Source organism: Pseudomonas sp. FW300-N1A1 (assembly GCF_058789115.1).
The window spans coordinates 54,962-77,104 of sequence record NZ_JBYTBK010000022.1; the positions used below are offsets into that span (position 1 = coordinate 54,962).

Consider the following 22,143-nt stretch of genomic DNA (forward strand, 5'->3'; position numbering starts at 1 on the left):
AGGAGTCGCCCATGAATGCCGCCACCCACCCGCAGACGGTGCTGCCGGGCAATGCCCTGTCCGCCGGGGTTCGCCCACGGCGCAGCCTCGGTCGGCGGATCACCCTGCTGATGCTGTTGCCCTCGACCCTGTGGTTCCTGCTGCTGTTGCTGATGCCATTGGTGATTATCCTGGTGTTCAGCTTCGGTGAGCGCAGCGCCGTCGGCGGTTATGACGGCGGCTTCACCCTGGGCAACTACCTGAACCTTGGCTCGCGGGCCGCGGCGTTCGGCAACACCTTGTTGCTGGCGCCGCTGGGCACCCTGGTGTGCCTGGTGGCGGCCTATCCGCTGGCGTACTTCCTGGCGGTCAAGGTCAGCCGGAACCGCTCGCTGTTGCTGACACTGGTCATCGTGCCGTTCTGGACCAGCTTCCTGATCCGCACCTATGCCTGGATCTTCATCCTCAGCGGCAAGGGGATTCCGGCGCTGCTGGCCAGCCTGGGCCTTGAGGACGTGCGGTTGATCAACACGCCGTGGGCGGTGCTGATCGGCATCGTCTACGGCTACTTGCCGCTGATGGTCTTCCCGATCTACGTCAGCCTGGAAAAACTCGACAAACGCCTGCTCGAAGCCTCCGCCGACCTCGGCGCCAGTGCCTTCGAGAGCTTTCGGCGGATCACCCTGCCGCTGTCCGCGCCGGGGATCATCACCGGGGTGATGCTGGTGTTCATCCTGCTGATGGGCGAGTTCCTGATCCCGGCCATTCTCGGTGGCGGCAAGGTGTTCTTTGTTGGCAATGCGCTGGTCGACCTGTTCCTGCAATCGCGTAACTGGCCGTTCGGCAGCGCGCTGGCGATGACCCTGGTGGCGATGATGCTGGTGATCATCGGCCTGTATTTGAAGATCGTGGCGCGCTACGGCGGTCGCCCTGCAGACGGAGGCCTGTGACATGTGGCTGCGCAGTTATTCCACCTCGCTGTACCTGTTCCTCTATGCCCCCATTGCCCTGATCGTGCTGTTCAGCTTCAACGCCGGGCGCAGTGGCCTGGCCTTCGAATGCTGCTCGGTGCAATGGTTCGGCCGCGCCTTCGGCAACCCGTTCATCATGGAGGCGCTGGGGCACAGCGCGTTCATTGCCTTCTGTTCGGCGGTGCTGGCCACCCTGTTCGGCACCCTGGCGGTGTTCGGCCTGCAACGGGTCGGGCGCAAAGTGCGGCTGTTGTTCGATGCCCTGACCTACTGCGCGATCATCATCCCCGGCATCGTCATCGGCATCTCGACGCTGATCGCCTTCATCAGCCTGTTCGACCTGATCAACCCGCTGCTGGCCCGCTGGCTGCCGGACGTGCCCCGGTTGAACATGGGCTTTTTCACCGTGATCGCCGCCCACTCGCTGTTCACCATGGCCCTGGTGATGGTCATCGTGCGCAGCCGTGTCGACTCCCTGGACAAGGCCTTGCAGGAAGCCTCGGCCGACCTGTACGCACCGCCCATGGCCACCTTCTGGCGGGTGACCCTGCCGCAGATCAGCCCGGCCATCATGGCCAGTTTCCTGCTGGCATTCACCTTCAGCTTCGATGACTTCATCATCGCCTTCTTCGTCGCCGGGTCCGAAACGACCCTGCCAATCTACATCTTTTCCTCGATCCGCCGTGGCGTGACGCCGGAGATCAACGCGGTCTCGACCGTGATCATCTGTGTCTCGCTGGCCCTGCTGTTCACTTCCCGTTACCTGCAAAACCGTCGCGCCGGCGGCCAGGAGTCTCACCATGCATGATCAGCTCTACATCAACGGCGAATGGGTCAGCCCGGACCTGGGCGGTTACCTGGAGGTCATCGACCCGGCCACCGGACAGGCCTTTCATCAAGTGGCGGCAGGCACCGAGGAAGACATCGACCACGCGGTGCGGGCGGCCCGGCGCGCGTTCGACAACGGCTGGGGCCAGACCTCGGGCGTTGAGCGCGCGCGGTGGCTGGAGGCGCTGGCCGATGAACTGGAAAGTGGCCAGCCGGCACTGGCCGAACTGGAAGTGCGGGACAACGGCAAACCGCTGCCCGAAGCGCAATGGGACATCGGCGACGCGATCGGCTGCTTTCGTTACTACGCCGGTCTTGCCCGAGAGCTGGACGAACGCCAGGACCAACCGCTGGCCCTGCCGGATGCCCGCTTCCAGTGCCGCATCCGTCACGAGCCGATTGGCGTAGCGGGACAGATCATCCCCTGGAACTACCCGCTGTTGATGGCGGCCTGGAAGGTCGCGCCGGCCCTGGCCGCCGGTGCCACGGTGGTGTTGAAACCGTCCGAACTGACGCCCTTGACCGCCCTGGAACTGGCCGCCGCCGCTGATCGCATCGGCCTGCCCGCCGGCGTGCTGAACCTGGTCACCGGCCTTGGCGCCGAGGCTGGCAGCCCACTGACCGAACACCCCGGCGTGGACAAGCTGGCCTTTACCGGCAGTGTGCCGACCGGGGCGAAAATCATGTCGGCGGCTGCCCGCGACATCAAGAACATCAGCCTGGAACTGGGGGGGAAATCGGCGTTCATCGTGTTCGACGATGCCGATGTCGAGGCGGCCGTGGAATGGATTCTGTTCGGGATCTTCTGGAACCAGGGCCAGGTGTGCAGCGCCACGTCACGCTTGCTGGTGCAAGAGCGCATCGCCGCGCGACTGATCGAACGACTGGTGGAGGAAACCCGCAAGATCACCATCGGCCCGGGCCTGCAGCCCGGCGTACTGCTGGGTCCGCTGGTGAGTCAAGGCCAGTACGACAAGGTGCTGGGGTTCATCGACCAGGGGCTGGCCAGTGGCGCCCGACTGTTGACCGGTGGCCGCCGTCCGGCCCACCTGCCCCAGGGTTATTTCGTGGAGCCGGCGATCTTCGATGAGCCTGGGCACAACAGCATCCTCTGGTGCGAAGAAGTGTTCGGCCCAGTGCTGTGCATCAAGCGTTTCAAGACTGAAGACCAGGCCGTGCAGATGGCCAACGCCAGCCGCTTCGGTCTCGCCGCCGCCGTCATGAGCGCCGACCCGCAGCGCGCCACGCGCATCGCCAACCAGCTGCGGGCCGGCATTGTCTGGGTCAACTGCTCGCAGCCGACCTTTGTCGAAGCGCCCTGGGGCGGCATGAAACACAGCGGGATTGGCCGGGAACTGGGCCAGTGGGGGTTGCACAACTACCTGGAGGTCAAGCAGGTGACCGAGTACATCAGTGACCAGCCGTGGGGCTGGTACCTGAAATAACCCGCCCGCCTTCCAGGCCGGCCACGGCGACGGTGGCCGGCCTGTTCGCGCTTACCAGAGTGGCAGGCTATAGCTGACGATCAAACGGTTCTCGTCGATGTCGCTGGCAAAGCTGGTGCGATAGGTCGCATTACGCCATTTCAAGCCCAGGTTCTTCATCGGGCCACTCTGGATCACGTAGCCGATGTCGGTGTTGCGCTCCCACTCCTTGCCATCGCCCGGCGCCGCGCCCAGGTTGATCTGGTCACCCTTGACGTAACGGGACATGAAGGTCAGGCCGGGAATGCCGAGGCCGGCAAAGTTGAAATCGTAACGGGCTTGCCAGGAACGCTCGTCCTGATTGGCGAAATCGTTGATCTGCACCAGGTTGACCAGGTAGGGGTCAGTGCCGTTGACGTTGGCGAACCCGGTATCGCCGCTCATTTTCTGATAGGTGAGGCCAAAGGCGTGGGCCCCCAGCGAGTAGGTGAACATGGCGCCGAGCATGCGGTTGTCGACGTTGCTGTTACCGTCGTCGGTCGAATCGGCCCAGCGCAGGTCGGACTTCAGCGACTGCCCCTCCACCACCGGCAACACGTGGGTCAGCGTCAGGTAGTTCTGCTTGTACAGGCCGTCCAGGTTCGCATAGTGATAGCCGGTGGTGAGCGCACTGTTCCATTTGTAATCGCCACCGATGAAGTCGAACTCGTCGGTGGTGGCATTGGCCCCGGTGACGATGTTGCGACGTGGCCCTTTCATGATCGTCATGTCTTCGCGGTTTGACGAGTTGCGCTGGCTGACCTGGGTCAGGCGACCGCCGTTGAACGTGAAGTTTTCCAAGTCCATCGAGTTCAACAAGCCGCCCTGGAACGTCTGGGGCAGCAGGCGCGAGTCGTTGGGCTGCAAGACCGGCAACTTGGGAATCAGGGTGCCCAGCTTGAGGGTCGATTTGGAGACCCGCAGCTTGCCGGTCAAGCCCAGTTCGCTGTAGTCGTCCGGTGCCCTTTTCGATGTTGGACCCTGTGGCAGCAACCCCGTGACACCGGCGCGATCGGGGCTCGAATCGAGCTTGATCCCCAGCAGTCCGAGGGCATCGACGCCCACCCCTACGGGGCCTTCGGTGAAACCGGACTCATAGCGCAGAATGAAACCCTGCGCCCATTCCTCGCCCTTGCTTTGGGGGGCGCCTGACTGGCGGAAGTCCCGATTCATGTAGAAGTTTCGGGTATCTACACTGGCCTTGCTGTCATCCAGGAATGCGGCTGAAGCCGGAGCACACACCCCCATGACCCCGGCCAGACCAGACAACTGAACAATACGGACAGAACGTATGACGTGCATAAGACTCTCTTTTTATTGTTGTGGGTTAGCACACCCGGGCAAACACCCTGGGCTCCAGACATTAGTTGCAAGCAGACAAACCCCACCGCCCGGCGCAGACCTGGATCTGCGCGGTTCACGACAACGGTGGAATCGAATCAGGCCCTAGAAATTGCGGCGACTGAGCTTGAGTACCCAGCCGACGATGCCGACCCGGAACAACAGCACGCAGATGACGAAGATCATCCCCAGGATCACATGCACCCACTCCCCCAACGGCCCGTTGGACAAGTAGCTTTGCAGGGTGACCACCACGGTGGCGCCCACCAGCGGGCCAAGGACGGTGCCGACGCCTCCGAGCAGGGTCATCAGAATCACCTCGCCGGACATGTGCCAGTGCGCGTCCGTCAACGACGCCAACTGGAACACCACGGTCTTGGTCGAACCGGCAAGGCCGGTCAGCGCCGCCGAAATCACGAACGCCAGCAGCTTGTGGGCATCGACGTTGTAGCCCAGGGAAATCGCCCGTGGCTCGTTCTCGCGGATCGCCTTGAGTACCTGGCCGTAGGGCGAGTGAATGGTGCGCTGGATGACGGCGTACCCGAACACGAACACCGCCAGCACGAAGTAGTACATCGTCAGGTTGTTGCTCAGGTCGAACACCCCGAACAACTGGCCGCGCGGCACCCCGTGCAGGCCGTTCTCACCACCGGTGAACGGCGCCTGTACAAAGATGAAGAACACCAGTTGTGCCAGCGCCAGGGTGATCATCGCGAAGTAGATGCCCTGGCGACGGATCGCCAACAGACCGAACAATAGCCCCAGAACCGCCGAGGCCAGGGTGCCGGCGAGAATCCCCAGCTCAGTCCCCAGGCCACTGTAGTGGCTGAGCAGGAACCCGGTGACATAGCCACCGGTCGCGAGAAACGCGGCATGACCAAAGGACAGCAATCCGGCGTAGCCCAGCAGCAGGTTGAAGGCACAGGCGAACAGGGCAAAACACAGCAACTTCATCAGGAACACCGGGTACACCGCCATGGGTGCCACCAGCGCGACGGCGAACAACGCCAGGTAGAACCAGCGCCTGCGCCGAACAGCCGCCTGCCGCCGCTCCTGCACCACTTGCGGTTGCAAGCGCACAACACCCTGCTTGATTTGCAGACTCGTCATCTTCATGCCTCCTTTCCGAACAGTCCCACGGGACGTACCAGCAGCACGAGCACCATGACCAGGAACACCACGGTATTGGCCGCTTCTGGATAAAAGACCTTGGTCAGCCCTTCGATCAGGCCCATGGCCAGGCCGGTGACAATGGCGCCCATGATCGACCCCATGCCACCGATCACCACCACGGCGAACACCACGATCAACAGGTTGGCGCCCATGGTCGGCGTGACCGAATAGATCGGCGCGGCCAGCACACCGGCAAAGGCTGCCAGGGCGGCGCCATAGCCATAGGTCAGGGTGATGAGCAACGGCACGTTGATGCCGAAGGCCTGCATCAGCTTCGGATTCTCGGTACCGGCGCGCAGATAGGAACCCAGGCGGGTGCGCTCGATCATGAACCAGGTGACCAGGCACACCGCCAGCGCAGCCACGATGACCCAGGCGCGGTACGTCGGCAGGAACATGAAGCCGAGGTTGTAGCCGCCCTTGAGTTGCTCCGGCATCGGATAGGGGGACCCGGACACGCCGAACAGTTTGACGAACGAGCCTTCGACGATCAGCGCCAGGCCGAAGGTCAGCAGCAAGCCATACAGGTGATCCTCACCCGCAATGCGCCGCAGCAGGAAGCGCTCGATCAACACGCCGATCACGCCCACCAGCAACGGTGCCAACACCAGCGCCACCCAATAGTTGACGCCCAGGTAGTTGAGCCCGAGCACCGCGGTGAAAGCGCCGAGCATGTACTGGGCGCCGTGGGCAAAGTTGATGATCCGCAACAGGCCGAAAATGATGGCCAGACCCAGGCTGAGCAAGGCATAGAACGCACCGTTGATCAGCCCCAGGAGTAACTGCCCGGACAGTACGCTCAGGGGAATACCGAATATCAGAGTCATGAATTACCACTCGCAAAAGTCCGTGACGCCCGGCTGCCAGCAGCCGGGCAAATAACTTCAGTCACGCATCGATCAGCTTTTGGTCAGCAGCTTGCACTTGCTTTCAGACACCGGACGGTAGGCCTCGTCCCCGGGGATGGTGCGAACAATCTTGTACAGGTCCCACTCGCCCTTGGATTCGGCCGGGGTCTTGACCTGGACCAGGTACATGTCATGGACCATGCGGCCATCGGCGCGGACCTTGCCGTTCTTGGCGAACATGTCATTGACCGGCGTCGCCATCATCTGCGTGCGCACGGCCTGCGCCTCGTCGCTGCCCGTGGCCTTGACCGCATTGAGGTAGTTCATGGTGGCCGAATAGATACCCGCCGGCACCATGCCCGGCATCTTGCCGAAGCGCTGGTGGTAGCGCTGGGCCCAGGCGCGACTCTCGTCATTCATGTCCCAGTACCAGCCCGTGGTCAGCATCAGCCCCTGGGTCACGCCCAGCCCCATGGCATGGACATCGTTGAGAAACACCACCATGCCGGCCAGTTTCTGCCCGGACTGGGCCACCCCGAACTGGCTGGCGGTCATCAACGAGTTGACGGTGTCGGCACCGGCATTGGCGAAGGCGATCACATCCGCCCCCGAGCCCTGGGCCTGCAAGATGTAGGAGGAGAAGTCACTGCTCGGGAACGGGTGCCGAACCTTGCCGACCACCTTACCGCCATCCGCTTCGACGACCTTGCTGATGTCCGCTTCCATCGCGTGACCGAAGGCATAGTCGGCGGTGAGGATGAACCAGTTCTTGCCGCCGTCGGCGAGCACCGACTTGGCGGTGCCGTTGGCCAGGGCATAGGAGTCGTAGGTCCAGTGGATGTGGTTGGGTGAGCAGTATTCATTGGTCAGGCTCGAAGCCGCCGCGCCGGAAATCAGCGCCAGTTTCCCGGACTGCTCCACCACCTTGCTCGCCGCCAGCACCACCGAGGACGCCACCATGCCGGTGACCATGTCGACATTGCGCTCATCGACCCACTGGCGCACGGTGTTGGCGCCGACATCCGGCTTGTTCAGGTCATCGGCGCTGAACACGACAATCTTCTTGCCATTGACCTGGCCGCCGAAATCTTCGATGGCCATGTTCAACGCTTCCAGGCCACCGGGGCCGGACAGGTCGCGGTAGGTCCCCGACATGTCCGCCAGGTAACCGATACGGATTTCGTCGTTACTGATCTCGGCCTGGGCCGCGCTGGCGATCAGGCTGGAGACGAGGATGGCGCTTGCTGTGTGCTGAAAAACCTTCATGTAGTTCACCCACTGTCCGAGTTTATTTTTATTGTTCCAGGCAAAGCGGCCCCGTGCCGTCTGGCTGTGGGCCACGGCGACATGCGTAGTGCGCGGGGTAAAACGGGGGTTCAGACGCCGAGACAGCTGTGCAGCAGATCCTGCTTGGCGCCCAGTTCGGCGGCGCTGATTTGCTCCACGATCTGGCCGTGTTCCATCAGGTAATGACGGTCGGCCAAGGGCGCGGCGAAACGGAAATTCTGCTCCACCAGAACGATGGTCAGGCCCTTGTTCTTGAGCTTGATCAACACCTCGGCGAGCTTCTGCACGATCACCGGTGCCAGGCCCTCGGTGATCTCGTCCAACAGCAACAGATTGGCGCCAGTACGCAGGATCCGCGCCATGGCCAGCATCTGCTGCTCGCCGCCAGACAGGCGCGTGCCCTGGCTGAAACGTCGCTCGTACAGGTTGGGGAACATCTCGTAGATCTCATCGAGACTCATGCCGTTACTGCGTACCATCGGCGGCAGCAGCAGGTTCTCCTCGACGTTGAGGCTGGCGAAAATGCCCCGCTCTTCCGGGCAATAGCCGACGCCCAGGCGCGGGATCAGGTGCGCGGAAAGACCGATGGTCTCGTTGCCGTTGACCACGATGGAACCGGTCCGGCGCCCCACCATGTTCATGATCGCGCGCAACGTCGTTGAGCGTCCTGAACCGTTGCGTCCCAGTAGCGTGACCAGTTCGCCGCGCCGCACTTGCAGGTCGATACCATGCAGGATGTGGGACTCGCCGTAGAAGGCATGCAGGTCTGCGATACGCAGTTGTTCGAATTCCGGGGGCTGCAGGCTGCTCATGCGTGTGCCTCCTCGAGCACGGCGGCTTCGCTGCCCAGGTAGGCCTCGCGCACCTGAGGGTTGGCGGAAACACTGGCGTAGTCACCTTCGGCGAGAATCGCACCACGGGCCAGCACGGTAATGCGGTCGGACAGCTCACTGACCACACTGAGGTTGTGCTCCACCATCAGCACCGTGCGCCCCACTGCCGCGCGGCGCACCAGTTCAATGACCATGTTCACATCCTCGTGCCCCATGCCCTGGGTCGGTTCGTCGAGCAGCAGCACGCCAGGATCCAGCGCCAGGGTGGTGGCCAGTTCCAGTGCACGTTTACGGCCGTAGGGCAGTTCGATGGTCTGGGTGTGGGCGTAGTCGAGCAGGCCCACCTGATCCAGCATCTGCATGGCCCGTTCGTTGAGTGCGTCGAGACTGCGCTCGGACTTCCAGAAGTGGAAAGAGTCGCCCTGCTTGCGTTGCAGCGCTACGCGCACGTTTTCCATCACGCTCATGTGGCCGAACACCGCAGAGATCTGGAATGAACGCACCAGCCCCAGGCCGGCAATCTCGTTGGGTTTGAGGTGGGTAATGGGCTTGCCCAGGTAGAGGATTTCGCCTCGGGTGGGGGGGAGAAACTTGGTGAGCAGATTGAAAACCGTCGTTTTTCCGGCGCCGTTCGGTCCGATCAATGCGTGGATGTGTCCCTTCTGCACACGCAGATCAACCGAATCCACGGCGGTAAAGCCGCGAAACTCCTTGGTCAGGCCGCGCGTTTCCAACACAAACTCTGGTGACATGTGGAGCCCTCTAACCTTGATTGTTCTTATTGGTTATGGCGCTGCTGACACACTTGCTTCCACGTTTACGTTTACGTAAGCGTTACGAAATATACAAAAGTCCTACAAAGACAACAGAATCAACATGTGTCCAAATGTTTCAAGATCTTTACTGACTTTCGTCGAGCCCTCAAGCACAGGCATCACGGGCGTTTTCCTTGGGCGAAAAACGTCGATTCATGCCCGCTCATACCACTCGTTTCGCGGCCTTGGGGACGCATCCGGTCAAACAAGACAGGCCCTGATGCCTCGCGCGCCCAACCAGTGTGGTGATCAGGAACGGGGCGTTGGGAGACACTCAGACATTGGTGAAAATTCCACTGACCGATTCGATATTGCCGCCATAGGGCACACTGGTTCCGGCGGCTTTGGCAATGGTTGACCATATACGCTGCATACCGACCATATGCTGACCTATGACCGGATTGCCCGTGTGGTGCTTGCGATCGGCCTGCGACGTAACATCAAGATAGCGCCCGGCACCCTCTCCGCTTTTGAGCAGTCCACTCGCGCCGCCCATGAGCACCATGGGCATGTCGATCATGTGCTCCGGCGCGCCATCCGCCATTTCACTGGTGAGCACGACGAGGGTATGTTGAAGCAGACTGTCGCCAGGCACGTGGGGATCCTGATAGCGGGCCAGTTCGTCCATCAACAATTTGACCCGCTGGACATACCACTGGCGGGTTCCTTTCCATAAGTCTTTCTGGTGGAGTCGATGAGCGCACTCGTGAGGATTATTGGAAGGGCCAACGTCGAGGATATTCAGCGATTCCGCCGAACGTCCGATCTGAACCGTCGCAACCCGAGTAATTCCGCAACTCAACGCCGTCGCCACCACCTGATGATGGTTGGCCTGGATCCGTGTGCGGTCCTTCGCTGACCGATAGTCCAGTGGTTCCAGGGTCAATGGCTTGCATTCGCCCACCGGTGGCTGGGTCAGCTCAAGGTCCTTGATCACCTGCTCCACTGAATCCAGATGGGTATCGAGTTTCTGTCGCTCGGCACCGGATAGCTTGCCTTTGATTTCCTGGATATCCGCCAGGGCGGTTTCCAGCAGCGCACTGCTCTTGGTGCGCTGATCAGGTGACACTCGACCGGTCTCCTTGAATAGCGCCTCTGCCATCAGCACCGGATCGCGATAAGGCGTTCGGATCGCCCCGCCCTGAAATGACACGAACCAGGGCGTACCGTCGACACCAGCATGGGGTCCCGCGAACAGACTGCGGTGAGACGGCTCAGTTCCCGGCAGCGCCTGGCCCAGCAGTATGTCGATCGACGACTGGCTCGCCTCACTGTCACGCAACACATAGTTCCAGCCCGTATGGCCAACATTGGCCGCTTCCGGCCCCAGGATAAGCCCGCGCAAGTAGAGTGATTGGTGACGATAGGCTGCCAGCTCAGCACTGACCTCATTCAAGGTAAACGCTGTGGTATCGCTGTTTTGTGCCTGCGGGTACCACAACCCGAGACCATCACCAAAACCGTAGCTGGTATAGGAGTCCACAGCCAGGCCATCGGGAACCACTACGAACACAACCTTCAACTTTGCTTGCTGGCTTTGCCCCGCCAGCGCCATGCGTGCCAGGCCGAATGGGGTCAAGGGGCCAAAGACACTGGCCGCCGCCAGGCCCGCGAGAAAACGCCGACGACTTTTCAGAATGCCCATGATCAGTTCCTCTCGGCTTTGTAGACAAACGCTTTGGACGTGCCCAATGTTTTCAGCATCTCTGCCAGGGAACCCGAGGTCTTCAAGCCGTCGGCAACCGCCTTCACCGTCCCGGACGTCGACACGTCAGACTTGTTGCCGAAGACAAAGCGGAAGTAACTATCAGCCATGCAGAACTGCGAGGCCGGGTTGTGCGGGATGATTTTGGCGATATCACGAACGTCATTGATCGGCTCGGTACCGGTCGCCATGATGAAGGGACCAGAAGCCTTGATCGGCACCATCTGCGGGTACTGGTTAAAGTTGTAGGCTTTTTCCTCGAGGCGATAGCGTCCCGCCGCGTCGTAGTGCTCCATCGAAGACCCGGTGTCATTCATGTACTGGTGACACCGCCAGCAACGTCCACCTGAGGCCTGTTCGCCGTTGGACGAGTCCCAGAACTCTCGAGTAGTGATCGCACGGGGTGGATACACCGGCTCAGTAGGGTCCGCCTCCACCGGGGCGCCGAACTCACGGCAAAACATCTGCTCGCGAATCATGATGCCGCGCTTGACCAACGATGTGCTCTGGTAGTCCGAAGTAGCCGCCTGAGTAAGGCCCAGGTGCAACAAGCCTCCTCGCTTCTCGTCTACGGCTACCTTTTTCAAACTATCGCCCGTGACCCCACTGATACCGTAGTGGGCGGCCAAAGCCTGGTTGAGGTAGGTGTAGGTCGGGTTAAGCAACTCCTCGAAAGTGCCTGCGTTCAACATCAGGTTGCGCGACAGCAGATACTGTTCCTGCACCATCAGTTGAATCATCTGCGCGCTCAGCCCCGGTTTTTCCTGAACGCCACGAATGGTCTTGGCGTAGTAGCTGACAAACCGGTTGAACTGCTCGATGCCCTTGTCCGTGCGCATCATGCGCTCGATCTCTGCCGAGATTTGTTGTGGGGTCTGCAGTTCGTTGCGCTGGGCCTTGGCCAACAGTTCGGCGTCCGGAGTGGTGCCCAGAAAGCCATAGGACAGCGCAGTCGCCAACTCGAACGGTGTCAGCTTGAACACACTGCCCCCCTCTGTCGTCGCCAACCCCAACTCCGAGCGATAGAGGAAATGAGGTGACAACAGCAGCGCGGCGATCAGTGCCGGCGCGCCCTGCTCGTCGAACATCGCCTGGTAGCGTAGACGCTCGGCATCACTGACAGGACGGCGGAACAGGTGAAACCCCAGTGACGTCACCAGATCGGACCCGACCTTCGATTGCGCCAGAACGCGCAACCGCGACGCCGGCACCTTGTCAGCCACCCACAACGCCATGTCATAGAACTGCTTGACGTCTTCTGCCTGCAGAATGCCCTTGTCCGCCTCACCGGGGTACTTGAAGTCTTTCTCCGACTTGTCGGCGGGTAGCTTCTCGGGATTGATCTCAACCATCAGGATGTCCCTGACGCTGGCAGCGTATTCGTCCGGGGTCAGCAAGCGTAGCTGCCGCACCCCGTGGGATTCGGACGGATCCAGATAAGGTTTCCACACGACGTTAAACAGGTGCTTGCTGATTTCGGTGGCGCAGGTGGTGTCGCAATGCCCGGACACCGGCATGCTTTTGATCTGTTTGACCAGCGCGTCCTGCCCCGCCACGCTCCAGGCCAGGGCCATGCGCAAGCTGTCGAAATATTCGACCGCGTGACATTTGGTGCAGGACTGGGCCAGCACCGTCGCCCCCAGGTTCTCGACAGGACGGTACGCGACCGCTGGCAATTGCCTGTCCTCGCTGGACTCATCTATCACCACCTGTTCCAGTTCCGGCTCAGGCTTTGCCTTCGCGTAAAACGGGTAGATGAACTTGTACTTGCCATAGTCCAGCACCTGCGTGGCGCTGCCACCCCAAGGCACCTGGATCACCTGGGGTTCTGCGCCACTCTGTGCCTCGCTGACCAGGCTGAAATGCCACTGCGCATCGCTCACCGACGCAGGCTTGCCCGGCGCGCGGATCGTCACCTTGACCTCGAGTTTTATCGGCCGCTCACGGTAACGCAGGTTGATCGTCTGAACCTTGTTGGTTTCAGACAGGGTGAAGGCCGTGTTACGCACCTGGGGAATCCAGTCTCTTACATCATTGAGCCTGAGTTGATAGTCGCCATAGGGCAGCCCGTTGAGGACTATCCCAGCTTCATTGTCCTCGGGGCTCCATGACAGCTGAACCAGCCGGCGATTGCCATCGGGGGATGTCAGGTAGCCGCTGATCATTTCTTTTTCAAACCCCGGCGGCGGCAGCATGGGCTGCAGCGCCAACTGCGTTTGCGGCAACTCGCTGGCATCGTAGCGCACGCGATAAATCACCCCGGCGACGTCGTCGCTGATCAGCAGGCTGCCATCGGCCAACTCAAGGAATTCTGCGGGCCGACCAATACAGGAGTTATCCAGGCAGTACACATCGAAACGATCGGGGTCCTGCACAAACCCGTTGATCAGCGGGATCTGATTGACCACCCGCGTTCCGCCCTGGATCGTCAGCATCTGCACATCCATTCCCGGGCTGGCGGCTGAACCGGCACCGTGCAACGCCACCAGCAAACGCTGGGTACCATTGGCAGTCGGATAGCCCTTCCAGAACCTGACGCCGAGCGGCGCGGTATTGGTCCCCAGCTCAAAGGCGGCTGGCACGTAATCCGTCGGATTGACCTGGGCCGGGGACTTGTCGGAGACAATGGCACCAGGCACCAATGGTGGCTGGATCACTCCCGGGTTCTGGTACTCCTCCTGGGTGAACCCGGGTGTGCCCTTGCCAAACAGGTAAGGCACACCGAAATGCAAGCCGGGGCCACTGATCCAGTTGACTTCATCGGGGTTGGGGAAACCCTGGCGATTGTTGTCGCTGAACCAGAGTGTTCCGTTTTGCGGGTTCCAGTCGAACCCCACCGAATTGCGCACACCCTTGGCCAGAACTTGTGATTCACCGGTTTCCAGGGAATAACGCAACAGCGTCCCGTAGCGCTGATCGGCGGGAATCATGCACAAGTTGCAAGGAACACCGACCGCCGTGTACAGCCACTTGTCCGACGGGTCCAGCGGGTTGAAGCGCAAGGGGTGTTTCATGTGCCAGATGCGGGTGTTGGAGCCGGAGGCCAGGGGCGGCAGGGGAAACAGCTTGTCGTCGGCCGGGAAGTTGAAGACCCGTTCCGGCTTGGGGTCCTTGTAATGGTTATCGGCATCGCGCAAGCGATACAGCCCGCCCGTGGTCGAGTAATACAGGTCACCGTCACGCCAGGCCACGCCATGGGGCTCTTCCAGGCTGCTGGCAATCACATGGATGGCCGTCGGTTTACCCGCCCCATCCAGTGGCAACGCATAAATCATGTCGGCAATCTTGCCGTCATAGACATAGGATGGAATGGCGCTGGAACCGACATACAGCACGTTCTTGCCCATGGCCATTTGCCGAGGCTGGATCAGTCCCTGGGCGAACAGCTCAATCTTGACCCCGGGCAAGCCGCTGAGCTTGCCGACCTCCACCGGTGGCCGGTACTTCACCGTCACCGCTTGCTCGTCACCCTCTGCTTGCTGGAAGGAGACAATGCGTGGCGTATTCAACGGGACAAAACCGTCAGCGACATTCATCACCAGTTGATAGTCGCAGGCTTTCAAGTTATCGAGATGGATCGTTTCACTGGCCTTGGCACTGATCGGAATCTCCTCGGCCTTGCAGCGTAAGACGCCGGTGACCACCTCATCGGCACGCGCAACACCGGGCACCGCCGGTTTCAAGGGCGCCTTGCCACTCAGGGTGGCGAAACTCAGGGTCAGGCGATTGCCTTCGAAACCACCGCATTCACCGAGCTCCTTCCAGGCGTCCTTCCATGGCCCACCCTGGAGCAAAGGCTCATAGGCGGGCTGTTGACACCACGCCCAACTGCCTGGCCCCAGCGGCGGGTTATCCTCATCTTTCCAGCACTCGAATTGCTGATCTTGATGCTGAACCTGCTGCCCCTGTTGATAGACCGTGCCCTTCTCATAGGCAGGTGCCGTGCATGACTGAAGCACAACAGGAGATGATTCGGATGTGCTGGAGAAAACCACCAGCGCGATGATCACGCCGAGCGCCACCAGACACATGACCCACAGCACACGACGCACACCGACAAACGTATCCATGACGCAAGCCTCATTGGTCAGCCAAGCGCTTCAAGACCGCGGGTATCCTGCCAGGTGAGCAAGGCGCGGTGAACCGCCTGACCCGGAGCAACTGACCACTAAAGAGGCGAGCCAATCCGGCGTTTCTAGTGAAATGTCTGCCAATACGGTTCCACTGCATGACCACGACATGGCATCAACGCCATAGAAACAGGAACAGATAGACACTCGTTCTTGCAACGCAACCCGTTACCAGTAGTGCGGCTGCCAATCGTTGACGCAAGCATTGCAAGTGCCGTCATGAAATATCCAAACGAGAAGGCGCGTCTACTGTCAGAGTTGACAGGTCCCCCCTTCACCTGACGGTTCACGGACTCGCCTGACGTCGCGAGGACGTGTTGAGTTCGCGCCCGAGGCTAACGTCACTGCAACCACCGAGCCCCTGACACTCACAATCATCAAGCGCGGTTCGTCCTCTTGTATGATGGCGCGCTAATGCAACGGATCGCGGATTCAAACCTGCCGATCACCACCGAGGCCTTTGCGGCCTGACACCTTCAGGGTGTGTCCTGTCTTAACAGCACGACGCTGGCCTGCAGCGCACGCGAGCACCGGTCCCGGTGTACGCCTGCCCGGGTCAGCCATCGTTCAGGAGTTTTCATGGATGTGCTTTACCGGACTTTCCACGAAGGAGAGTCCGCCCCGCGCCTGGCACTCAATCTGCTGACCCTCGGCCTGCTACTGGCCAGTGCCGTGCCCGAGGCCAGGGCCGCCGCTACCGAACTGCCAGCGGTCAACGTGACGGGCGAAGACGGTTCCGGCTACCAGGTCGACAGCGCCTCGGTCGCGGGCATCGAGGCGGCGTCCTTGCTCGATACCCCGGCGTCGATTGCGGTGTTCAACGACGCCTTGATCAAGGATCAACAGGCACGCCTGCTCAGCGAAGTACTGAGGAACGACGCCTCGGTGGGGGAAAGCTATGCGCCGGTCGGTTACTACGAGAACTTCATGGTGCGCGGCTTCTCATTGAACTCGGCCAGCAGCTACAGGATCAACGGCCGCACCATTACCGGCGAGCAGAACGTCGGCCTGGAAAACAAGCAACAGGTGGAATTGCTCAAGGGCCTTTCCGGCCTGCAGAGCGGCGTTTCCGAGCCCGGCGGGCTGATCAACTACGTGACCAAGCGGCCGACCGACGTACGCTCGGTGACGGTCTCCACCGACGACCGCGGCAGCGGTTACCTGGCCACCGACGTCGGCGGCTGGTTCGGCAGCGAACGACAGTTCGGACTGCGGGCCAACCTGGCCCATGAAGACATCCACTCCTATGTCGAACACACCAACGGGCAGCGCGACTTCGCCTCCCTGGCCTTCGACTGGAACATCAGCGACGCCGCGCTGTTGCAACTGGACCTGGAGTACCAGACCAGGGAACAGCGCTCGGCACCGGGTTATCAATTGCTCGGTGGCACAAGCCTGCCGCACGACGCCTCGCCGAAACAGTTGCTGGCCCACCAGAGCGGTTCAAAACCGGTGACCACGGACGCGCTGAACCTCAACGGCAACTTCGAGTACCGCTTCAGCGACACCTGGACAGGCAACCTCAGCGCCTCGCGCAGCCAGGTAGTGATCGATGACTACAGTTCGTTCTCCTGGGGTTGCTACGGCGCGGCCAGTTGCGCTGGCGTGGCCGTGCCCAACTACTTCAGCCCGCAAGGCGACTACGATCTCTACGACTTCCGCAGCCCGGACGATACCCGGCGCAACGATGAGGTGCAGGCAGCGCTCAGCGGACGCTTCGATACCGGCGGCCTGGGCCACGAACTCACCCTGGGCTCCAGCGCGTTCCGCCGCGTGGTGGATAAGCGCGACCCCATCAACCAGATGATCGGCAGCGCCAACATCGACAGCGAACCTGAGGATTTTGCCCCTTACCAGGGGCCGCTCAACGACAGTCAGCGACGCCTGGACAGTCGCCAGTACGGGCTGTTTTTCAATGACCGGATCAGCTTCAACGAGCACTGGCAGACCGTGCTCGGCGGGCGCGAGGTGCGCCTGGATGAGGAGGCCTTCGATAATCTGGGCAACACCACCCGGCACACCCGGCGCTATGAGTTCCTGCCCCAGGCCGCATTGATCTACAAGCCCGTGCACAACCTGGCGCTGTACACCCGCTACAGCAAGGGCCTGTCCCTGGGCGGCGAAGCGCCGTGGTTTGCCAGCAATGCCTTTGAAACCCTCGCGCCCACTGTTTCACGGCAAATCGAAGCCGGGGTCAAGTACGACTGGCAGCGCATCAGCCTGGCCGCGGCACTGTTCCAGATCCGCCAGGCCTATCAGTATTCCCGGCCCAATGACGACGGCTCGTTCACCTTCACCCAACAGGGCGAACAGAAGAACACCGGCCTCGAACTCTCGGCCAATGGCTGGGCCAGCGAACGCCTGCAAGTGACCGCCAGCGTCGCGGCAATCCGCTCCCGGGTCACCGGCAGCGATACCCCTGCCTATGAAGATCATCAGACGATCAATGTGCCGACACTGCGCGCCAGCCTCTACGGTGACTACGCCCTGCCCTGGGTCGACGGCCTGGCCCTGCTCGGCGGGGTGCAGTACAGCGCTGGCAAGTACGCCGACCCGCAAGGCCAGGCAGAAGCCGACGCCTACGCGATCTTCAACATCGGCAGCCGCTACAGCACCCGCATCGACGGCTATGACACCGTGTTCCGCCTGACCGTCGACAACCTGTTCGACCAGCGCTACTGGCGTGACGCCGGGGAATACATGGGCGACAACTACCTGTTCCAGGGCGCGCCACTGACCGCCCGCCTGAGTGCCTCGATCAACTTCTGACCCCGGCACGGGCGACGTCAATGCCCGCGAATGTAGTGCTCCAGCTGCCTGATCAGATCGGCCTGTTCAACGATGGCTTCTTTAACCAGATCACCAATCGACAACAGACCGATCAAGCGGTCACCCTCCACCACCGGCAGATGGCGCAAGTGACTGTCGGTCATGACCGCCATGCAGCGCTCGATACTCTGCTGACTGTCGGCCGTGACCACCGGTGAGCTCATGATGGCCCTGACCGGCGTGCCCACCGAAGAGCGTCCCTGCAAGACCACCTTGCGTGCATAGTCGCGCTCGCTGACCACGCCCACCACCACCCCGCCCTCGATGACCGGCAGCGCTCCCACATTTTTCTCGGCCATCATCTTCAGGGCTTCCAGCACCATTTCATCCGGCGCGATGCTGTGTACCTGCCAGTTTTGCACGACCTTCAACTTGAGCAACTGTGCGGCTGTTTTCATGCGGGTCTCCGCTGGCGTTGGCGGGCACCGGACCTCAGGGGATGAGACCCGGTGCCGTGGATGATTGATCAATCGAATGTCGCGTCGTCAGGCCACCCCGACCTCCACCACGCCGGCGTTGAGCCGTACCGGCCAGACCCGCAGGCGTTGTTGCGGGTACTCCAGGCAGCGTCCGTCCTCCAGGCGGAAATGCTGCTTGTAGATCGGCGATGCCACCACCAGCTCACCCTTGATACAGCCCACCAACCCACGGCCAACGACATTCGCGCCCGATTGCGGGTCATGATTGTCGATGGCGTAGAGGGTCCGCCCCTCGGCGGCCGGCAGGTAGAACACGGCCACCTGGGCGCCGTCGAGCCAGACGACGATGCCCGAGTTGTTCACCAGGTCCTGCTGGGCACACACCCTTTGCCAGGCCCGGGCGTTGTCCGGAGTTGAAAAACAAGCACTGCGCTGGGTCGTGGACTGGCTCATCGGACAAGCTCCTCGGTGACAGGGATAAGGTTGAGTTCGGCCGCCATGATCGGGCGCCGCTGCCCGCGTTCCTGGACAAAATGGATGTCCGGATCGGGACGCCGGTCGTTGACGAAGGTCCGGAAGCGCTTGAGCTTTTCCGGGTCCTGGAGGGCGTTGGCCCATTCGCATTCATAGCGGTCGACCACCGACTGCATCTGCGATTCGAGCTCCGCACCCAGCCCCAGGCTGTCGTTGACGATCACGTCCTTGAGGTAGTCCAGGCCGCCTTCCAGGCTTTCGCGCCAGACCGAGGTGCGCTGCAGTTTGTCGGCGGTACGGATGTAGAACATCAGGAAGCGGTCGATGTAACGGATCAGCGTGGCATCGTCGAGGTCGGTGGCGAACAGTTCGGCATGGCGCGGCCGCATGCCGCCATTGCCACACACATACAGGTTCCAGCCCTTCTCGGTGGCGATCACGCCCACGTCCTTGCTCTGGGCTTCGGCACATTCGCGGGTGCAGCCGGACACCGCGAACTTGAGCTTGTGGGGCGAGCGCAGGCCCTTGTAGCGGTCCTCGAGGGTCAGGGCCATGTGCACGCTGTCCTGCACGCCATAACGGCACCAGGTACTGCCGACACAGGACTTCACCGTGCGGGTCGATTTGCCGTAGGCGTGCCCGGTTTCGAAACCGGCCTCGATCAGCTCGGCCCAGATCTGCGGCAACTCATGCAACTGGGCGCCGAACAGGTCGATGCGCTGGCCGCCGGTGATCTTGGTGTAGAGGTCGTATTTCTTCGCCACCTGGCCGATCACGATCAGCTTGTCGGCGGTGATCTCGCCACCGGGAATGCGCGGCACCACCGAGTAAGTGCCGTTCTTCTGCATGTTGGCCATGAAGGTGTCGTTGGTGTCCTGCAACGGCACCAGCGAGGCGTCCATGATTGGCTGGTTCCAGCACGATGCGAGGATCGAGCCGACTGCCGGCTTGCACACATCGCAACCGGTGTGGCCACGACCATGCCTGGCCAACAGCTCTTCGAAGCTGATCACCCCTTCTACCCGCACCAGCGCATAGAGTTCCTGACGGGTATAGGCAAAGTGCTCGCACAGGCTCTTGTCGACACTCACACCCCGCGCGACCAGCTCATGCTCGAAGACTTGCTTGAGCAAACCGGCACAGCCGCCACAGCCGGTGCAGGCCTTGGTCTGCGCCTTGAGCACACCGAGGTCCGCGCAACCACCGTCGATGGCCGAGCAGATGGCGCCCTTGGTGACGTTATGGCACGAGCAGACCGTGGCCGACTCAGGCAGCGCCGCCGGGCCCAGGGTCGGCGCCCCGGTGAACGATGGCAGGATCAGGCTGGCCGGCTCGGACGGCAAGACAATGCCGTTCTGCATGTATTGCAGCAGGGTGTCGTAATAGCTGTTGTCGCCGACCAGCACCGCGCCCAGCACCTGCTTGCCGGTGGCGTCCACCACCAGGCGCCGGTAGCTGGCCGTCGCCTCGTCGATGAACTGGTAGCTGCGCGCGCCCGGCGTATGGGCGTGCGCATCGCCGATGGAGCCGACATCGACGCCCAGCAACTTGAGCTTGGTCGACATGTCCGCGCCCAGGAACGGCTCGGCGGCCTCGCCGCACAAACGGGCCGCGACGCTGCGCGCCATCTGGTAGCCCGGTGCGACCAGGCCGAACAGACTGCCATTCCAGGAAGCACACTCGCCAATGGCGTAAATGTTCGCATCGCGGCTCAAGCACTGGTCATCAATCACCACGCCACCGCGCGGCCCGACCTCCAACCCGCATTGGCGGGCCAGCGCATCCTGGGCCCGGATACCGGCCGAGAACACGATCAGGTCGGTTTCGAGGAACTCGTCGTTGGCGAAATTCATCCGGTAACGGTAGTGCTCGCCCGGGCTGATCGACTGCGTTCCGCGCGACACATGCACACCGACACCCAGCCGCTCGATTTGCGCCTTGAGCGCAAGGCCGCCCAGTTCGTCCAGTTGCACCGGCATCAGGCGCGGGGCGAACTCCACCACATGGGCTTCCAGGCCCAGGCTTTTCAGGGCGTTGGCCGCTTCCAGGCCAAGCAGGCCACCGCCGACCACCACACCGCGGCGGGCGTTGGCGGCGGCGCGGATCGCGTCGAGGTCTTCGAGGGTGCGGTACACCAGGCGCGAATCGCCCTCGGCGCCTTCGACAGGCGGCACAAAGGGGTACGAACCGGTGGCCAGGATCAAGGTGTCGTAAGCAACGCTGCCTTGCGCGGTCATCACTTGGCGGCGCTCGCGGTCGATCGCAAGGACCGGCACCCCCAGATGCAAGGTCACACCCGGCGTCTGGTAAAGAGACGCCTCGGACAGCGCCAGGGACTCGGCATCCCGACCGGTGAAGTATTCGGAAAGGTGCACGCGGTCGTAGGCCCGCATCGGTTCTTCACTGAAGACGTGCAGCCGGTAGCGCTCAAGGGCTCCCCGCTCGATCAGCTGTTCGACACAATGATGTCCGACCATGCCATTGCCAATCACGATCAGCGTTTGCAGCTTGTTCAACTCGGCAACCTTGGCGTTCATAAGTAGCACCTGGGCAAAATCAATCACGGATCAAAAAGCAAAAAAAACGCCTGAAACCTTGCGGTTCCAGGCGTCTTTGCCTGTTCTTTTGCGGTGTTTGATCCAACCTCTGTGCCGGACCCACCGATAGCGCCCACGACCGCAAGGGCCGACCGATCGTCGTTGACCGGCTGGGCGGGCCACTGGACTGCATCATCCGTGGCTGTTGATCGAGGCTATGCAGTGAATGTGCCAGACCGTGACGGAGGGTGTTGACGGGGCTCTGTTCGGGGGCTGTGCCCCCCCTGTATCCGTGCGGTTAAAGCAGGTGCGACGGCGCTTTCGAGGTCATTGGCTATCGGCAATGACCTCGGCGTTCAGGGGTCTTCAGGCCGTGAACGCCGCACCGGTAAACCACCTGTCTTGCCTTGGCGTAGTGCAGCGCGCCAGAGTCGAGCTTTATAAGGGTGCATACCTGCACCGCCTGCTGATGCTGCGTGAGTCGGACCTCAAGCGCAGGCGGTGCCTCGGC

15 protein-coding genes are annotated in these 22,143 nt (G+C 61.7%); 4 read left to right on the forward strand and 11 right to left on the reverse strand.

Going from position 1 to position 22,143, the window contains the following annotated elements:
• Positions 1-11 precede the first annotated feature (11 nt).
• The 3 genes from AC3WQN_RS16110 to AC3WQN_RS16120 are packed head-to-tail and all read left to right on the forward strand — an operon-like array spanning position 12 to position 3,223.
• Complete coding sequence (locus tag AC3WQN_RS16110) at positions 12-929, forward strand: ABC transporter permease (RefSeq protein WP_103399962.1); 918 nt, start codon at positions 12-14, stop codon at positions 927-929.
• Position 930: 1 nt separating this feature from the next.
• Complete coding sequence (locus AC3WQN_RS16115) at positions 931-1,758, forward strand: ABC transporter permease (RefSeq protein WP_103399961.1); 828 nt, start codon at positions 931-933, stop codon at positions 1,756-1,758.
• Positions 1,751-3,223, forward strand: a complete 1,473-nt coding sequence (locus tag AC3WQN_RS16120) for an aldehyde dehydrogenase family protein (protein ID WP_103399960.1) — start codon at positions 1,751-1,753, stop codon at positions 3,221-3,223. The genes AC3WQN_RS16115 and AC3WQN_RS16120 overlap by 8 nt, the downstream gene beginning before the upstream one ends.
• A gap of 51 nt (positions 3,224-3,274) precedes the next feature.
• Here AC3WQN_RS16120 and AC3WQN_RS16125 read toward each other — a convergent pair whose 3' ends face one another.
• The 8 genes from AC3WQN_RS16125 to AC3WQN_RS16160 form a co-directional block, all read right to left on the reverse strand.
• A complete protein-coding gene (locus AC3WQN_RS16125) occupies positions 3,275-4,489 on the reverse strand; it encodes an OprD family porin (protein WP_256587263.1) in 1,215 nt (404 codons plus the stop codon).
• A gap of 198 nt (positions 4,490-4,687) precedes the next feature.
• The gene (locus AC3WQN_RS16130) at positions 4,688-5,692 is read right to left on the reverse strand and encodes a branched-chain amino acid ABC transporter permease (protein WP_103399958.1); all 1,005 of its coding nucleotides are present in this window, start codon (positions 5,690-5,692) and stop codon (positions 4,688-4,690) included.
• A 2-nt stretch (positions 5,693-5,694) separates the two neighbouring features.
• Positions 5,695-6,582 carry a branched-chain amino acid ABC transporter permease gene (locus tag AC3WQN_RS16135; RefSeq protein WP_095146368.1) on the reverse strand — a complete coding sequence of 296 codons (888 nt, stop codon included), beginning with the start codon at positions 6,580-6,582 and terminating at the stop codon, positions 5,695-5,697.
• A 72-nt stretch (positions 6,583-6,654) separates the two neighbouring features.
• Complete coding sequence (locus tag AC3WQN_RS16140) at positions 6,655-7,869, reverse strand: ABC transporter substrate-binding protein (protein WP_095083320.1); 1,215 nt, start codon at positions 7,867-7,869, stop codon at positions 6,655-6,657.
• Positions 7,870-7,979: 110 nt separating this feature from the next.
• On the reverse strand, positions 7,980-8,702 hold the full coding sequence (locus AC3WQN_RS16145; RefSeq protein WP_103399957.1) for an ABC transporter ATP-binding protein: 723 nt from the start codon (positions 8,700-8,702) through the stop codon (positions 7,980-7,982).
• Complete coding sequence (locus AC3WQN_RS16150) at positions 8,699-9,475, reverse strand: ABC transporter ATP-binding protein (protein ID WP_103399956.1); 777 nt, start codon at positions 9,473-9,475, stop codon at positions 8,699-8,701. The genes AC3WQN_RS16145 and AC3WQN_RS16150 overlap by 4 nt, the downstream gene beginning before the upstream one ends.
• A 337-nt stretch (positions 9,476-9,812) precedes the next feature.
• Positions 9,813-11,183, reverse strand: a complete 1,371-nt coding sequence (locus AC3WQN_RS16155; RefSeq protein WP_103399955.1) for a DUF1552 domain-containing protein — start codon at positions 11,181-11,183, stop codon at positions 9,813-9,815.
• Positions 11,184-11,185: 2 nt separating this feature from the next.
• On the reverse strand, positions 11,186-15,313 hold the full coding sequence (locus tag AC3WQN_RS16160) for a DUF1592 domain-containing protein (protein ID WP_103399954.1): 4,128 nt from the start codon (positions 15,311-15,313) through the stop codon (positions 11,186-11,188).
• 639 nt (positions 15,314-15,952) lie between these two features.
• Between AC3WQN_RS16160 and AC3WQN_RS16165 the strand changes: the two genes are divergently transcribed.
• Complete coding sequence (locus AC3WQN_RS16165; RefSeq protein ID WP_103399953.1) at positions 15,953-18,142, forward strand: TonB-dependent siderophore receptor; 2,190 nt, start codon at positions 15,953-15,955, stop codon at positions 18,140-18,142.
• Between the two features lie 17 nt (positions 18,143-18,159).
• Here the strand turns inward: AC3WQN_RS16165 and AC3WQN_RS16170 are convergent, their stop codons facing one another.
• From AC3WQN_RS16170 to nirB, 3 genes are all read right to left on the reverse strand, one after another.
• On the reverse strand, positions 18,160-18,600 hold the full coding sequence (locus AC3WQN_RS16170) for a CBS domain-containing protein (RefSeq protein WP_103399952.1): 441 nt from the start codon (positions 18,598-18,600) through the stop codon (positions 18,160-18,162).
• An 87-nt stretch (positions 18,601-18,687) separates the two neighbouring features.
• Positions 18,688-19,074: a nitrite reductase small subunit NirD gene (gene nirD, locus AC3WQN_RS16175; protein WP_095083309.1), complete on the reverse strand. Its 387-nt coding sequence runs from the start codon at positions 19,072-19,074 to the stop codon at positions 18,688-18,690.
• Entirely contained in the window at positions 19,071-21,632 is a 2,562-nt protein-coding gene (nirB, locus tag AC3WQN_RS16180; protein ID WP_103399951.1) for a nitrite reductase large subunit NirB, read from the reverse strand. The genes nirD and nirB overlap by 4 nt, the downstream gene beginning before the upstream one ends.
• Between the last annotated feature and the right edge of the window lie 511 nt (positions 21,633-22,143).

Bases quoted from the DNA above. Each gene is read 5' to 3' on its own strand.
- AC3WQN_RS16120 (WP_103399960.1), top strand. From the start codon at position 1,751: ATGCATGATCAGCTCTACATCAACGGCGAATGGGTCAGCCCGGACCTG.
- AC3WQN_RS16125 (WP_256587263.1), bottom strand. From the start codon at position 4,489: ATGGGGGTGTGTGCTCCGGCTTCAGCCGCATTCCTGGATGACAGCAAG.
- AC3WQN_RS16130 (WP_103399958.1), bottom strand. From the start codon at position 5,692: ATGACGAGTCTGCAAATCAAGCAGGGTGTTGTGCGCTTGCAACCGCAA.
- nirB (WP_103399951.1), bottom strand. From the start codon at position 21,632: ATGAACGCCAAGGTTGCCGAGTTGAACAAGCTGCAAACGCTGATCGTG.
- AC3WQN_RS16170 (WP_103399952.1), bottom strand. From the start codon at position 18,600: ATGAAAACAGCCGCACAGTTGCTCAAGTTGAAGGTCGTGCAAAACTGG.
- AC3WQN_RS16110 (WP_103399962.1), top strand. From the start codon at position 12: ATGAATGCCGCCACCCACCCGCAGACGGTGCTGCCGGGCAATGCCCTG.
- AC3WQN_RS16145 (WP_103399957.1), bottom strand. From the start codon at position 8,702: ATGAGCAGCCTGCAGCCCCCGGAATTCGAACAACTGCGTATCGCAGAC.
- AC3WQN_RS16135 (WP_095146368.1), bottom strand. From the start codon at position 6,582: ATGACTCTGATATTCGGTATTCCCCTGAGCGTACTGTCCGGGCAGTTA.
- AC3WQN_RS16155 (WP_103399955.1), bottom strand. From the start codon at position 11,183: ATGGGCATTCTGAAAAGTCGTCGGCGTTTTCTCGCGGGCCTGGCGGCG.
- nirD (WP_095083309.1), bottom strand. From the start codon at position 19,074: ATGAGCCAGTCCACGACCCAGCGCAGTGCTTGTTTTTCAACTCCGGAC.
- AC3WQN_RS16140 (WP_095083320.1), bottom strand. From the start codon at position 7,869: ATGAAGGTTTTTCAGCACACAGCAAGCGCCATCCTCGTCTCCAGCCTG.
- AC3WQN_RS16160 (WP_103399954.1), bottom strand. From the start codon at position 15,313: ATGGATACGTTTGTCGGTGTGCGTCGTGTGCTGTGGGTCATGTGTCTG.
- AC3WQN_RS16115 (WP_103399961.1), top strand. From the start codon at position 931: ATGTGGCTGCGCAGTTATTCCACCTCGCTGTACCTGTTCCTCTATGCC.
- AC3WQN_RS16165 (WP_103399953.1), top strand. From the start codon at position 15,953: ATGGATGTGCTTTACCGGACTTTCCACGAAGGAGAGTCCGCCCCGCGC.
- AC3WQN_RS16150 (WP_103399956.1), bottom strand. From the start codon at position 9,475: ATGTCACCAGAGTTTGTGTTGGAAACGCGCGGCCTGACCAAGGAGTTT.